This is a genomic window from Psychrobacter sp. UBA3962 (assembly GCF_002385225.1).
Lineage (GTDB): Bacteria > Pseudomonadota > Gammaproteobacteria > Pseudomonadales > Moraxellaceae > Psychrobacter.
This window is the reverse complement of record NZ_DGDC01000023.1, coordinates 1-14,808: the sequence shown is the minus strand read 5'-3', so window position 1 is coordinate 14,808 and position 14,808 is coordinate 1. Positions and strand designations below refer to the sequence as shown.

Here is a 14,808-nt window from a genome sequence, read left to right as displayed (position 1 = left end):
GGGCTCATGGGTGACTCGTATCGATACAAAATTATAAGAAGGAATTAAGGCTCGGCTTACTATCATTTGAGTTGTAGAATTTAAGTTGTAGAATTTAAGGTGACAACTCTGTCTACACTCTGAGTAAGCTGTACCCATTCCTTATCATTAATAACACTTACTTTGCTCAAATTTAAGTTTTCTTTAGCTTGCTCGTTTAGCTGAGCAAGATCATCGCTCAAAACATAAATGGCAGCAATATCAGTAATTTGCGATAATAGATCATCATCATAATTGATGTCATCAATATATGTTTTTAGCCAGGGTAGAGCAGCCACGGTCTCTGCCAATAGTAAGATACTGTCTCCAGAATGCCAAAGGGGTGCCATCTCTCGGACCATGGCTTTTAGGGTATTCATCGGAGCATGTAGTTGAAATAAAGTAGACATAGCTTAGCTCTTTCTTATTGGGTATTGGTTCTTATAGAGATATTAGGGCTTATAAAACAATGGCTTAAAAAGAGAACACTTGATCGAATTGATTAGAATCAAAGTCTTCGGGTATGAAATCCATTTGCGAAGATACCTCTTCAGGCACCATGCCAAATATCCAACTGCTAAAGACATCATCTGGAAGCCAAGCGGGCGGGATGTCGTACAAATCTAAAGATTTAATCATGCCATGCAATCGACTCTCTGGCTGCATTAAGATACCAAATACAGAGCTGCCAAGCATCAGCTGAACTTGTTGACCAAAGCTTGCTAAGGTCAAGGCCAAAGCGCAGCCCTCATAAGTAGCAAGTTCTGTTCCTGTGGTTAAACGAATGAGTATAGACACAGCATATCCTTTTTTATTTTTTAAATATCAGGGCTTAAGTTTTAAACACTAAGGTCTAAATATTAGTGTTGTTTTTATTATCAAAATAAATATTTTAAAAAGTAACTACTTTCTGTGCCAATGATAACTGTTCGGCAAGCTCGCCTAGACCTACTAATTCAAAACCTGTTGCCAAATTATTTCCCTCTAACTTATGCCGCTTAGCATTGTCCTCATCGGTTATGCCACGCGTCAACGCAGTACTAACGCAAACAGGCAATCTTAATTGATGCTCTTGGCTTAGCTGACTCCACAATTGAGTGAGGTTTGCTCGGTCTGCGGTTTGCCAACGTAAAGCATTACCCGTATTAGCTGCCTCTCCATAAAAGAAGATATTGAGTTTAGAACGAGACGACTCATCACTGCTTGAGCAATTTTCCAGGAACGCTTTGGCATAACGGTAAGCATGCCAAGCAATACTTTGGCTTGGGTCAACGTGAATCAATAATAGAGTATTTGCAGTTGTCATAAGGATATCAATTTGAATGAATATTATAGGCTTTGTGAGCAATTAATAAGACTAATTATACACCATTAGGGCCACACCGTATTTTACAAGAAGAGAATGAGAAGTGTGACTTAAAGGCGGCTGTCACAAAAATGTGATTAAAACGCCATAAAAATGTCAAATCTTTGCTTTAGGGTTTAAGGTAAGTTAACAAGTAATCTAAATTGGTAGCTATAAAATCGGTAGGTACAAATAGGTACAAAAAGTTGGCAGGAGATATCATGCTAAAGCAAAGTTTCAGTGATGGCGAGAGTAGGCCAAATGTAGGAGCCATTGGAGGTATACAATACAGAAGTGTGCCCGCCAAGAAGGCAAGGTTGCTTCACATTTTATTGGTGACTGAAACTTGGCTGCCTGAAGTTAATGGCGTGGCGATGAGTCTGGGGCAGCTGATGTACCAGCTAAATCTAAAAGGACACCAAATAAACTTGTTGCGACCTAAACCTAGACATAATTCAGCTGGCTCTATTACCGAAACCCAAACGCCTATCAAGCCCACAAATTCTGCACAGCCTAATGACTCAGGATCTTACTTGAAGGTGATGCAGCATATTAAGCATGACCTTCATGTAAAAGGGATGTCGATACCTAAGTATAAAGAGTTACAGTTTGGAGCGCCGGACTATTTTAAGATAAAAAATAAATTTCAACAGTTGCAGCCTGATGTGGTGCACATCGCCACAGAAGGGCCTTTAGGGTTCGCAGCATTGTGGGCGGCAAAGGCATTAAACATTACAGTCACTACCGGCTATCACACTCAGTTTCATGACTTTAGTCGTCACTTTGGGTTGGGTGTCTTAGCCCGACCTATGATGGCCTATTTTAAATGGTTTCATAATGCGTCTCAGGCCACTTGTGTACCCAGTCAAAAAACCTTCAATGATCTAAAATCATTGGGCTTCAAACGTCTGTATGAAGTCGGGCGAGGAGTGGACTTAGAGCGCTTTAATGCTACACACCGTAGCGAGAAATTAAGGGCTGAGTGGGGAGCGCATAGTCAGCACACAGTGTTGCTTATGGTTAGCCGTTTGTCTCCTGAAAAGGGAGTGGACTTGGTTATTGAAAGCTTTAAGTTGTTACAGCGAGAGCAATTACACCGAGTGGTTAAGTTAGTCATAGTAGGAGATGGGCCAGATAGAGCACGCCTAGAATCACTGGCAGCGAACACCAAAGAGGACATTATTTTTGCTGGAGCAAAAACAGGGGAGGCCTTATCAGAGCACTATGCCAGTGCCGATGTTTTCGTGTTCGCCAGTCAGGTAGAAACCTTTGGCAATGTGGTGATCGAGGCTATGGCTAGCGGTTTGCCGGTATATGCGTTTGATGATGCAGCGGCTAGCATCTTAGTAACGGAAAAAAACGGAGTGTTAGTTAATCTTGGAAATAAAAAAGAATTTATGGAGAAAGTCGCGAGCCTACCTAAAATGCAGGTGCTAAAAGAGCAAGGAGTAGAAGCTACTAAAAGTGTGGCTGGATTTTCATGGCAACGTCCTGCAGATCAAATGTTAAATATGTTCTACGATGCAATCCATCACAGTGAGTAGTCCCGTTAATTTAATTTGAGGGATTAATAATAGAAGCATAAGAGAGGAAAAAAAGTATAAGTAATCACAGTATTGAGCATAGTATAAAGGCAAACCCGAGGGTCATAGTAAGTGTAAAGTAAATAATATCAATAAGTTATACTGCCTGCGGTTGTTATAATAACGGTCACAGGCTGAAGCAAATGAGGTTGGTATACAGTATTACTAGCATAATCAGGTATAGCATCATGCCTGATCCAATTAAGCTACTAGATAAGGGGATAAGTCTTGAAAACAGATACTTCGAGGCAACTGCGGGTCATTCAGTCGAAACCTGAAGTTGTGCCTAGCCCTATATTTACCTTCATGTCACGCAACCGAGTTTTAGCGGTCTATGTGAATCAATTTGTTTCTTGGGACACCAGTCTTTGTATCCATATTAATCGTTATTCCACCAATTATGTTACTGCAACTTTTTTTAAGGTAATCAGTAGATTAGGAGACGGCTGGTTTTGGTATGCCATGATGCTAGGAGCTTTTATAGTTAAAGGCTGGGAGGCCGTAGTGCCTGTAATAACGGTCATTTTGGTCAGCTGTTTAGGATTGGTTATCTATAAAATATTGAAAGTGAAAACGGTACGTCCCAGACCTTATCAAGTGCATCAAGTGATTGTGCTAGGGGAGCGTCCACTGGATGTTTTTAGTTTTCCTTCGGGTCATACCTTACAAGCGGTGTTATTTACCGCAACCTTAGGCGGCTATTTTCCTGAGCTAATGCCCATTATGCTTCCTTTTACACTGTTAGTTGCTTTGTCACGTATGGTATTGGGGCTGCATTATCCTACCGATGTCTTGATTGGCGCGGCCATCGGTTATGGATTATCGTTATGGGCCCCTAATATCCATCAGCTAGTGCAAGGTAGCTGGCCTGTCCTATAACAGATAACCTTATATATTATGATGAAATACGATAAGTTAGATATCACTTTTTTTGCCATCAGCATATATAAATTTAAGATGAACAGTCATCTTCTAACCACTTTTTATCATCAGTCACCGTAAAACCACCCACTTCAGGGCATAGGTATCTACACAACTTAAAAAGAGCAAAAAAGAATGATAGAATCTTCCAGTATGGCATAGATAAAATGGAGCTAGATACGAGACTTATTAAACGTTATCAGCAACTCGTACGCAATCACACTCACCCAAACGGTTATCTACATGCTGGTATGAAAGCAACTATGGATACTAAAAGCAGTTTTGCTCAGACCCAAGCGTTATGGCGATTTGTGCATAATGACAACATCAGCTATCAAGAGCTTAGTAAGCCGTTACTTGAAAACAGCTTACAAGGATGTCGAGAGGACTGCACATGCTATGGGCTAGTAATGCACGACTGGTCGCGTCTGTCACTTACGCATCACAACAAACAAGACACCTATGCGATGACACATAACTTAGATGTTGGTTATGAATTGCAATCAAGCGTTTTAGTTAGTGATATCAATGGCAGTCCTATAGCAACGCCTGCTCAGAATCTTGTAACCGCCAATGGCGTTCATAGTAGTTATCAGGACACTCCTGCCAAACAAACCCATCTTAATGAATTAACCACACGCATTGAATATTTAGAGCAGCAAGGATTTGATAAACCTTTAATTCATATTATCGATAGAGAAGCTGACTCAGCCTATCACATGCGCCAATGGGATGCGCATGATTACAAGTTTATTACTCGAGTCAAAGCAGGCGCCTACTTAAGTTATGAGGGTAAGTCCCAGCGCTGTAGCCAGATAGCTGGGCAACTTAATTTTAGCTATCAACGACAAGTCAATTACAAAGGCAAAGCTGCTAAACAATATATCGCCACGGCGAAAGTGGTATTAACTCGCAGCGCTAAACCCCAAGCTATTGACCCTGCAACAGGTAAGCGAATAGCACCGATTAAAGGTAAGCCCTTATCTTTACTATTAACCGTCAGTCGTATCTATGATGATCAAGATAAACGGCTAGCGACTTGGTATTTATTAAGTAACTTGCAAGAGACGTCCGTCAAGGGTGCAGATATTAGTCAGTGGTATTATTGGCGTTGGCAAATAGAATCTTATTTTAAATTGCTTAAAAGTGCAGGACTTCAGCTAGAGTCCTGGTTACAGCAAAGTGGAGACGCTTATTTTAAGCGGTTGTTAATTGCCTCTCAGGCTTGTACTCTCGTGTGGCGTATTATGCAAGTATCTGATAAACAGTCACAAGAGTTTGCTTTGTTTTTAGTGCGCCTCTCAGGTCGACAAATGAAACGGAGCAAACCAATAACCGCACCTGCTGTGATGGCAGGATTGTTCCAGTGGCTTAATTTTACCGAACTGGTAAATCATTATCCCCCTGACAAACTGCGTGAATTCGCTGATGCCGCTAGTAAATTTGTGTAGATACCTATGCCCTGAAGTGGGTGGATATAAGGCGACACACACTGTCGTAAGAAGCCGTTAAAGGGTTGTAAATTAAAATTAATCTTGCCATACTAAGCATATGAAAACCCTCAAGCTACGCATTAAAGACAAGCACATAAAAGAGCTGAATCAGCTAAGCGGTTCGGTAAACTTCGTGTGGAACTATGTCAATGCGTTAAGTTTTGAGCACCTAAAACGTACCGGTAAGTTTTTTAGTGCTTATGATTTAAGTGAGTACACCAAAGGTAGCGGTGAGTATTTAGGATTACACAGTCAGACCTTACAAGCTATCAATGAGACTCACGCCAAGGCCCGAAAACAATTTAAAAAAGCCAAGCTTAACTGGCGTACTAATAGACCTGATGCCAAGCGTAAATCACTGGGCTGGATACCTTTTAAAAAGTCTGCTATCAAATACCTAAGTACAAGACAAACAGGCAAAAAAGCACTTAAATCAACCATACAGCTATCGCTATCTAAAGGTCAAAAGCTTATCATAGATGTATTCGATAGCTACAACCTAAGCTTATATCAAATAAATACCTTAGAGATAGGATAGTACAAGACAGTCGTAATCGTTGGTATGCCTGTATCACCGTTAAAGACTTTCCTAAGCAAGCAAGCGGTATGGGCAGCGTTGGTATTGACTTAGGTTTAAAAGAGTCTGCTACTACCTCAATGGGTGATAAACTTACTATTAAGCAAACGCAAAAGTGGGCGAATAAATTAGCAGTAGCCCAGCGTGCTAAGAATAAAAAGCGTGTCAAAGCAATCCACGCCAAAATTAAAAATACAAGATTAGACCTAATTCATAAATTCACCACCAAGCTTGTTAAAGATAACAGCTTAATTGTGGTTGGTGATGTTAAATCTCGCTCATTTACAACTAGAAAAACCAATCTAGCTAAATCAACATACGATGCAGGATGGTTTGAGCTTAAACGACAACTGGAATACAAATGCAAGCATGCAGGTTGTCAGCTTGAGATCGTAAATGAGAGTTACACTACCCAGACCTGCTCGTACTGCCTTGAAATAAGTGACAGTAGCCCGAAAGGTAGAGCAGGTTTGCGAATAAGAGGATGGACTTGTGCTGAGTGTGGCACATGGCATGATAGAGATACCAATGCTGCTAAGAACATCCTCGCGGTCGGGCTTGACCGTCTAGCTGTAGGAATCCCCTCGGTTTAGCGAGGGGAGGAGGTCAAGTGGTAGGCTTATAGCTCACTAGTACTTTCAAGGATCCGTGCCCTATCATGCCCTCTGAACATAGCTTTAATAATCCGTTGACTCAAGGTCATTCTTCTCTGACAGCCAATCAGATAACGGCAGAGCACATACAGAAGCTGAAACTAGCCAGCCCTTTTGCCTATCAAATCTGGGAAAGCAAACCTACCATTTGTCAAAACTTCTTAACCAGTTATCCCTTAGGGGAGGTATTAACTCGCCAACAGATCTGTGATTTGATTGATGACTATACTTTAGACGATGGTCTAGAGGGGGAGCTTGAACGGGCGGATGAAGCGGGCGTGATGAAAGGGCTACGCCGGCTACGCGAACTGCTTATGCTACGCTGGATTTGGCAAGATGCTTTGGGGGTTATCCCACTTGAGCAGCTGACTGGTGAGCTGTCTAGTTTTGCCGATAAATGTCTTATTTTCGTTAAAGAGTATGCTTGGGAGCAATTGGTGGCACGCTACGGCAGACCAACATATATCGATGAGAAAGGGCAGCTTCAGTATGATGATATGGCAATATTTGCTATGGGTAAGCTTGGAGCGCAGGAGCTGAACTTATCCAGTGATATTGATCTGATCTTCGTGCACCGTGCTCGGGGTGAGACTGATGGAGACAAATCAAAGGGTACTAAGTGCATTGATAACAAGCGTTTTATGATTCGTTTGGGTCAAAGTATCATCAAGATTTTAGATACCTGTACCGCAGAAGGTTTTGTGTTTCGAGTCGACATGCGCCTAAGGCCTTGGGGTGAGGGCAGTGACTTGGCCATTCATCAGTCGGCATTAGAAAAGTACTTTTCTGCTCATGGACGTGCTTGGGAAAGATTTGCCTGGTTAAAGGCACGTATCATTAATGAGGTAGATCAGGACTTCGCAGATGATCTTGAAGACATTGTGCGACCTTTTGTCTTTAGATATTACGTAGACTATAGCGCCTTTGCCGCCTTACGTGAAATGAAGTCGTTGATTCAAAATCAAGTAGCACAGCGTGAGGACTTGGACAATATCAAACTGGGGGCTGGAGGCATTCGAGATATTGAGTTTGTGGTGCAAGCCTTTCAGCTTATTTATGGTGGTCGTCATCCGCAGCTGGAGGTTAAGTCTTGCTTAAAAGCGATGCAGGCGCTTAACGAGTTTGATTTTATTGATGATAAAACTTACGAGCAATTAGAAGAGGCTTATCGTTTCTTGCGTCGAGTTGAGCATGGCATTCAAGCGATACATGATCAACAGACCCAGCGCCTGCCGAACAGTGCTGAATATCAGAATAATTTGGCAGTGACCTTAGGATTTGAAGATTGGCCAGCGTTTTTACAGCGTCTAGATGAGCACCGCCAAAACGTCAATGTACCTTTTGATCGAATGGTCACTGAGCGTCAGATTCCAAAAGATGTCACTGTCACCAGTGATACGGAAGTGGAGAATCTAGATAGCGTTTTAAATGAAGAAAATAAATCCAAGCTTGAGCAGTTTTGGAGCAGCAAAATGGTGGCCAATCTCTCAGAGGAAGCTAGAGGTCGCCTAGATGATGCTTATCCGGTGCTGGTTCATGCGCTACTAGAACACGAAAAGAAGCAAGATTTGGCCAATGTGGCATTCCCAAGATTGTTGGATTTAATCGAGGCCATTTGTCGCCGATCTATCTATTTGGTTATGCTCGCCGAAAACCCCAATGCTACTGTCAACCTGATCCCCATGTTGTCTGCCAGTCCTTGGATTGCAGGCGAGTTAACCCGCTATCCGGTATTACTAGATTCATTTTTACAGCAGCGTTATCGCCACTTGCCGGATAAAGAAGAGCTTGCTGATATTCTACGCCAGAGCTTATTGCGGGTAGAGCCAGATGATGAAGAGATGCTGCTTAACGTCCTTCGACTGTTTAAGAACACTCAAGTATTAGCGGTTGCTGCTAGCGATGTCTTAGCTGAGCGGCCTATTATGAAAGTGTCAGATTCGTTGACGGATATTGCTGAGGTAGTGCTTGAATTTACTTTGGAGCGCGCGTTTTCAGAGCTGGTTAAGCGTCATGGCTATCCGATTAATCAGCAAGGTGAGTCAGTGAATGAGGCCCATAATGGCTTTGCTATTATTGGGTATGGCAAGCTTGGGGGTATAGAGATGTCCTATACCTCCGATCTGGATTTGGTATTTATTCATCAGATTAATGAGCAGGCGATGACTACAGGGGCTAAGCCGGTTAGTGGTATGAAATTTACCGCTCGTTTGGCCCAAAAGCTGATGACTTATCTAAACACCCAGACCCGTGATGGCCGTGCCTACGAGATTGATATGCGGCTGCGACCTTCGGGCAATGCGGGTATGATGGTGGTTTCTAGCCGATCCTTTGAGCGATATCAGTTAGAAAAAGCTTGGGTGTGGGAACATCAAGCTTTAGTGCGTGCTCGTCCTATCTGTGGTGATAAAAGAGTTATGAGTGCCTTTAACCATACCCGACAGCAAGTGCTATCGCGCAAAAGAGACATTGAAGATTTAAAGCAAAATGTCATTGAGATGCGCTCAAAAATGAAAGATCATTTAGGCAGTAATCAGCAAGCACAGCAAGAAGGTAAATTTCATCTTAAGCAAGATGCAGGCGGGATTGTCGACATTGAGTTTATGGCACAGTATGCCGTTTTGGCCCATGCTCACGACCATCCTGAACTGACAAAATGGAGTGACAACGTTAGAATCTTTGAAAGCTTAGCTGAGGCTGGGGTGTGGGAGGCAGAAACCTGTGAAGGGCTTACCAAAGCCTATCTATTGCTAAGGGCCGCTATGCACCAAATCGCCTTGGCCAATGAGCCTATCGTGGTGGAATCTTCGCACTGGGATCAGACCCGAGAATATGTGATATCGAAGTGGAATGAGATAGTGGTATAGTCATAATAAGCGTATATAACCAAATCAAATGCCTGATAAAACTAAAAAATGATGGTCAATTTAAGGGGCAGTGCTATACTAAAATGGTCTATCTATTTTGGTTATCACTGGCTTAAAGGGGATAAGTATCATGAGCATGGCAACGACAGAAGGCAAACTTTGGTTTAATGGCGAGATGATTGATCAGCCCGATGCTAAAGTGCATGTATTAACTCACAGTTTGCATTATGGCATGGCAGTCTTTGAAGGTGTTCGAGCCTATCAGATAGAAGACGGTAGAACTGCTATTTTCAGATTGGATGATCATACTGAGCGTTTATTGGGCTCAGCTAAGATTTTCCAGCTAGATGTTCCCTATGATAAAGCCACCTTAGATCAAGCCCAAAAAGAAGTGGTAAAACAAAATGGCTTTGATTCCGCTTATCTGCGCCCACTTATTTGGGTAGGCGCTGAAAAGCTAGGTTTGTCTTCTCGTGGTAATAGCATTAATGCCATGGTTGCGGCTTGGAAGTGGGGTGCATATTTGGGTGAAGAGGGTATCCAAAAAGGTATTCGTGTTAAAACCTCGTCATACACGCACCACATGACCAACGTGACGATGTGTAAAGCAAAAGCGGCCAGTAATTACCCCGTTTCAATTATGGCCAACCAAGAAGTGACACGCAGTGGCTACGATGAAGCTATCTTAATGGACCCTCAAGGTTATGTATGTCAGGGCTCAGGTGAGAACTTATTTTTGGTTAAAAATGGAGAGCTACATACCCCTGATTTAGGTGGTGGTGCTCTTGATGGTATCACCCGTCGAACCATTATCCAGTTCGCCGAAGATTTGGGTGTTAAAGTGGTTGAGCGCCGCATTACGCGTGATGAGTTCTACTTGGCTGATGAAGTATTCATGACGGGTACTGCCGCTGAAGTTACCCCAATCCGTGAATATGATGACCGCACTATCGGTAATGGCGGACGTGGTGAATTGACTGAGAAGTTGCAGAGCTTATATTTCGATGTAGTGCATGGTCGTAACGAGAAGTACATGCATTGGTTGAGCTTTGTGGATTAGTTAATTAGTTAAGCAACTTTTTTATAAACATAGCCGAGCACTTAGTGTTCGGCTTTTTTTTGGTATTCACCTAGGTAGGTTTTCTGACATGTAAGGTATAATAAGTATAAGTGTATAGATAAATTTGGAAATAAAATAAGAGTAAGCGTAGTATGCTATTAGTTACCGGTGGTCTTGGTTATATAGGCAGTCATTTTACCGTGGCTGCTTTGCAGGCAGGCTATGAGGTTTTGGTACTTGATAACCTTTCAAATAGCCATGCCAATGTAAAAGATAAAGTTGAGAGTATTACTCAGAAAAGACTGTATTTTATTGAAGGCGATATCAGAGACGAAAGTTTACTTGAGGATATTTTCACAAGATATGCTATTGAAGTAGTGATTCACTTTGCAGGACTAAAAGCGGTCGCTGAATCAGTTGCTAAGCCCTTATCGTATTATGATAATAATGTATATGGTAGCTTAACCTTGCTAAAAGCTATGCAGAACAATAAGGTAAACAAAATTATTTTCTCATCCTCTGCCACAGTCTATGGGGAACCGAGATATCTACCCTATGATGAGCAGCATCCTACCAATCCAATTAATCCCTATGGCTACACTAAGCTGCATGTGGAGCACGTGCTACGTGATATTTGCACTGCAGATAGCGCTTTCACGGCAATAACACTGCGTTATTTTAATCCAATAGGAGCTCATCCTTCAGGCTTAATTGGTGAGAATCCCAAAGATATTCCAAATAACTTAATGCCGTATCTAATTAAGGTAGCTAATTCTGAACTGCCTTATTTGCAAGTTTTTGGTGATGACTATGACACAAGAGATGGTACCGGTGAGCGGGATTATATTAACGTAATGGATTTGGTAGAAGGGCATTTGGCTGCTATCGACTATCTAGAAAACGTTGGTTTTCATATTTTTAACTTAGGCACAGGTAAGGGTACTACTGTACTTGAATTGGTCAGTGCTTTTGAATCTGCCAATAATATCGTGATTGACAAGAGAATAAAGCCTAGACGTGAGGGTGACTTGGCTAAGTTCTGGGCAAAAGCAGATTTCGCCAAAAAGGAGCTGAATTGGGAAGCCAAAACTCCTTTATTAGACAGTTGCCGAATATTTCAAAAGTCCTAGCTTTTAGAATGTTCAGAACCCCCTTAACTCTAAGTTATATTATATAACTATAAAAAAAGAGCCAGTTTTAAGGACTGGCTCTTTTTACTATATGGCATGATTCAACAGATAGAGTGGATTAATGCATTATTTATTTATAATAACTACGATACCAGTTAGAAAAGTGCTTGATACCCTCTGCTAAATCTGTATTGGGCTTAAAACCGGTCAATTGGGTTAGTGAGCTAGAGTCGGCATAAGTAGAAGCCACATCACCTGGCTGCATCTCCATCATAATTTTCTGTGCTTCTGTTCCAAACTCTGCCTCTAACGTACGAATAAAGTCCATCAAGTTCACTGGTGAGTTATTACCGATATTATATAAGCGATATGGTGCAGAAGAGGTCTCTGGGCTAGGGTGTAGCGGATCAAAGGTTGGCGCATCCACATCTTTACTACCGGCGGGCATATCTAAAATAGCCACAATACCTTCAGCAATATCGCCAACATAGGTAAAGTCACGGCTCATATCACCATGGTTAAATACTTTGATAGGGCGGTTGTTAGAAATAGCGTCTGCGAATAGCATAGGTGCCATATCAGGGCGTCCCCAAGGGCCATACACGGTGAAGAAGCGTAAGCCGGTACAGCGAATACCGAACAGATGGGCATAAGTGTGCGCCATCATCTCATTTGATTTCTTTGTGGCTGCATATAAAGAGACGGGATGATCGGTGTGATCTGAGGTCTTAAATGGCTGTGATTGGTTTAAACCATATACAGAAGAACTTGAAGCAAAGCATAGATTATCTATCTTATTTTGGCGACAGCCCTCTAAAATATTTAAAAAACCAACTACGTTGGTTTCAACGTATACATGCGGGTTCTCAATAGAATAGCGTACGCCTGCTTGTGCTGCCAAATGGCACACAGCATCAAATTGATGTTCTGCAAACAAACTCTCCATTGCCGCACGATCGGCGATATCAAGCTTAATAAAATTAAAATTAGCAGAAGATGATGCATAATGATTTGAGTGCTCAGCCGCCATATCTTCAGCATCTAAAGTAACCCCTAGCTGACTTAATCTAGCTAGCTTTAACGATACATCATAGTAATCGTTTAGGTTATCAATGCCGATGATTTGATCACCGCGGGCCAATAATTTTTGGCACACGTGGAAGCCGATAAATCCTGCTGCACCTGTTACTAGTATTTTCATTTATTTCGTTCCACTAATTTATATTCTAGATTTAGCTACTTATAAATAGCTGCTACGCTTGAGTCTCGAAGTTTAAGTGTTTTGCAGTAAATATTCATAATACGATCCAGACTTGATATCTTTGACATAGGACATTTTATGAATACTGGCCTGAGAGATAATTTTTTGATAATCAGCTTCACTATAGGGGGTATGTAAAGCTGCTACTAATAAATGTGGTTTAGTGTCATCTAATATGGGGCATTGATACTGAGCAAGCTCACCATTTATTAACGTATCAAATAGAATCTGGAAGAAAAAGTAATGCGGTATAGACTCTTGGGTCTGCCAGAAATTTAATATTAGATCTAGACAGGTATGAATAACGGGGTCATTTTTACGAGCAAAAATAATACTGTTCAATAGATTTACCTTGTGACGGCTCTCCCAGTTAAAGTAATAACTATTAAACTTATGCCACTGCTGTTTGTTTTCTGCATCAGCACTACGTTGATACATAAAGAAGCCACTATCTTGCAAGAGGTTGGGTAAAGGAGCGGTAAGGTAAATAGTTGCATCCAACCAAACACCACCGTAGACATCAAGTAGAGCAAGCCGTAGTAAGTCAGCAAAAAAAGCAGGTCTAAATCCGGGATAGTTTTTTTTCTGCCAAACAAAATCAGGGAAGTCTAGATATTCATGGATATTGTTATCATCTAGTCTAATTACTTTATAGTCAGCAGCATATTTATCTACTGATTTAAAATAGAGTTGCACGGATTGGGGTAGTTGGCCTTCAGAAATCCCTTGACCCCAATATTGCCAGATGATCTTTTCATCCTGAAATTCTTTTTTTGGTTGTAAAGAGAATTTTTGAAGATGCCCCCCATAGTACAGTTTAATGAATTCTGCCCAGCATTTCGCTACTTGATTCTGTTGTTCAAGATCCGCTTCTTTTTCAAAGGCTTTACGCTTACTATGTAGAGTTGTTAAATTATAAAAATAACGATAAGGCTTTTTCTTCTTTTTTTTCAGTTGCTTATAGGCTTCACTGTCTGAAAAAAAGTGAGGAGATATACTGCTTGACTCGAAATTTGATTTTTTTGCTACGTTTGGCATTGTTTTTATTCCATTCAGCTTGAGTGATTTTTTCATCGGTTTCACCTCTAAGGTAGGCATGTCCTCCAAAACGATAATGTGATTTATCGGAGAACATAAGCTTAGAGGTTTTTTTCCAATATTCACGCTCGCCACGTGTGAAATATGGAGGTAGGATCTTGATGTCTTTACGCCCTAAAGCATATTTATTAAGATGACTCTCATCATGCCAAAGAGCAATGACGTTATTCTTTAAGTCAGACTGTGTATTATTATATAAAGTATGACATAGTTCCAAATAAGCTTCGGTTGTACCACCGTTTAAAGCCCCTGTGAAATAATATTCACCTTCATTAAAAGCAATATAAGCAGATGACTTTGGATTGCGATCATAAGTGTATTTATTTCTGCTGCTATGGAACATATGCGGTTGCAAGCATAGAGTTAAATTTTCTTTAGGGGTTAACGGAAGTAAATCCTGTTTGGTAATGATCGATAAGAATTCGGTATTAGCATTAAAGAAAAAAACAAAATCATGGTTTTTGATTGTATTCTCAGCATCTAAGAAGAATTTAAAACGCATTAATGTACTAAAAGGCCACTCCATAGCCTCTTTTTTGAATGCTGTCACTTGGTCACTTTTTGTTTTAAGGGAGTCGATTAAGAGGTCACTATCGGTAAATAAGATATAGTGTTTATCACAATCAGGAAGCAAATACTTTTCCGCAGATTGATAAAAGTAATCCCAAAAGACTGTGTAGCGCCCGGTTGCAATATAAAGTATAGCAACTGAGGGTTTAGAGTTATTAGATAAGTCAGAAGTAGTTAGAGGCATATAAAGCTCAATTTTTTTTTAAAAAGAGTTAGGGCGTGTCCTCAATTT

The 14,808-nt window shown here is 41.2% G+C and carries 12 protein-coding genes and 1 pseudogene; 7 read left to right on the top strand and 6 right to left on the bottom strand.

The genetic code is table 11. The annotated features are described in order from the left end of the window. Window positions 1-80 precede the first annotated feature (80 nt). The 3 genes from B3S92_RS06160 to tusD form a co-directional block, all read right to left on the bottom strand. On the bottom strand, window positions 81-428 hold the full coding sequence (locus tag B3S92_RS06160; RefSeq protein WP_296203887.1) for a hypothetical protein: 348 nt from the start codon (window positions 426-428) through the stop codon (window positions 81-83). Between the two features lie 64 nt (window positions 429-492). Beyond that, window positions 493-816 carry a hypothetical protein gene (locus B3S92_RS06155; RefSeq protein WP_296203885.1) on the bottom strand — a complete coding sequence of 108 codons (324 nt, stop codon included), beginning with the start codon at window positions 814-816 and terminating at the stop codon, window positions 493-495. 94 nt (window positions 817-910) lie between these two features. After that, window positions 911-1,324, bottom strand: a complete 414-nt coding sequence (tusD, locus tag B3S92_RS06150) for a sulfurtransferase complex subunit TusD (protein ID WP_296203882.1) — start codon at window positions 1,322-1,324, stop codon at window positions 911-913. Window positions 1,325-1,584: 260 nt separating this feature from the next. Between tusD and B3S92_RS06145 the strand changes: the two genes are divergently transcribed. From B3S92_RS06145 to galE, 7 genes and pseudogenes are all read left to right on the top strand, one after another. Continuing rightward, a complete protein-coding gene (locus B3S92_RS06145) occupies window positions 1,585-2,907 on the top strand; it encodes a glycosyltransferase family 4 protein (protein ID WP_296203879.1) in 1,323 nt (440 codons plus the stop codon). Between the two features lie 345 nt (window positions 2,908-3,252). After that, window positions 3,253-3,825: a phosphatase PAP2 family protein gene (locus B3S92_RS06140; protein ID WP_414707003.1), complete on the top strand. Its 573-nt coding sequence runs from the start codon at window positions 3,253-3,255 to the stop codon at window positions 3,823-3,825. Between the two features lie 209 nt (window positions 3,826-4,034). Next, window positions 4,035-5,318: a transposase gene (locus B3S92_RS06135; protein WP_296203875.1), complete on the top strand. Its 1,284-nt coding sequence runs from the start codon at window positions 4,035-4,037 to the stop codon at window positions 5,316-5,318. 100 nt (window positions 5,319-5,418) lie between these two features. Then, window positions 5,419-6,530: pseudogene (locus B3S92_RS06130) on the top strand (RNA-guided endonuclease InsQ/TnpB family protein). Between the two features lie 65 nt (window positions 6,531-6,595). Then, complete coding sequence (gene glnE / locus B3S92_RS06125; RefSeq protein WP_296203873.1) at window positions 6,596-9,457, top strand: bifunctional [glutamate--ammonia ligase]-adenylyl-L-tyrosine phosphorylase/[glutamate--ammonia-ligase] adenylyltransferase; 2,862 nt, start codon at window positions 6,596-6,598, stop codon at window positions 9,455-9,457. Window positions 9,458-9,587: 130 nt separating this feature from the next. Then, window positions 9,588-10,517, top strand: a complete 930-nt coding sequence (locus tag B3S92_RS06120) for a branched-chain amino acid transaminase (RefSeq protein ID WP_296203870.1) — start codon at window positions 9,588-9,590, stop codon at window positions 10,515-10,517. Window positions 10,518-10,669: 152 nt separating this feature from the next. Then, window positions 10,670-11,647 carry a UDP-glucose 4-epimerase GalE gene (gene galE / locus B3S92_RS06115; protein ID WP_296203867.1) on the top strand — a complete coding sequence of 326 codons (978 nt, stop codon included), beginning with the start codon at window positions 10,670-10,672 and terminating at the stop codon, window positions 11,645-11,647. A 130-nt stretch (window positions 11,648-11,777) separates the two neighbouring features. On the opposite strand, the gene B3S92_RS06110 is transcribed toward galE, so the two are convergent. From B3S92_RS06110 to B3S92_RS06100, 3 genes are all read right to left on the bottom strand, one after another. Continuing rightward, window positions 11,778-12,848, bottom strand: a complete 1,071-nt coding sequence (locus B3S92_RS06110) for an NAD-dependent epimerase (RefSeq protein ID WP_296203864.1) — start codon at window positions 12,846-12,848, stop codon at window positions 11,778-11,780. A gap of 72 nt (window positions 12,849-12,920) precedes the next feature. After that, complete coding sequence (locus tag B3S92_RS06105) at window positions 12,921-13,982, bottom strand: capsular polysaccharide synthesis protein (RefSeq protein ID WP_296203862.1); 1,062 nt, start codon at window positions 13,980-13,982, stop codon at window positions 12,921-12,923. Further along, entirely contained in the window at window positions 13,876-14,760 is an 885-nt protein-coding gene (locus B3S92_RS06100) for a glycosyltransferase (protein ID WP_296203858.1), read from the bottom strand. The genes B3S92_RS06105 and B3S92_RS06100 overlap by 107 nt, the downstream gene beginning before the upstream one ends. Between the last annotated feature and the right edge of the window lie 48 nt (window positions 14,761-14,808).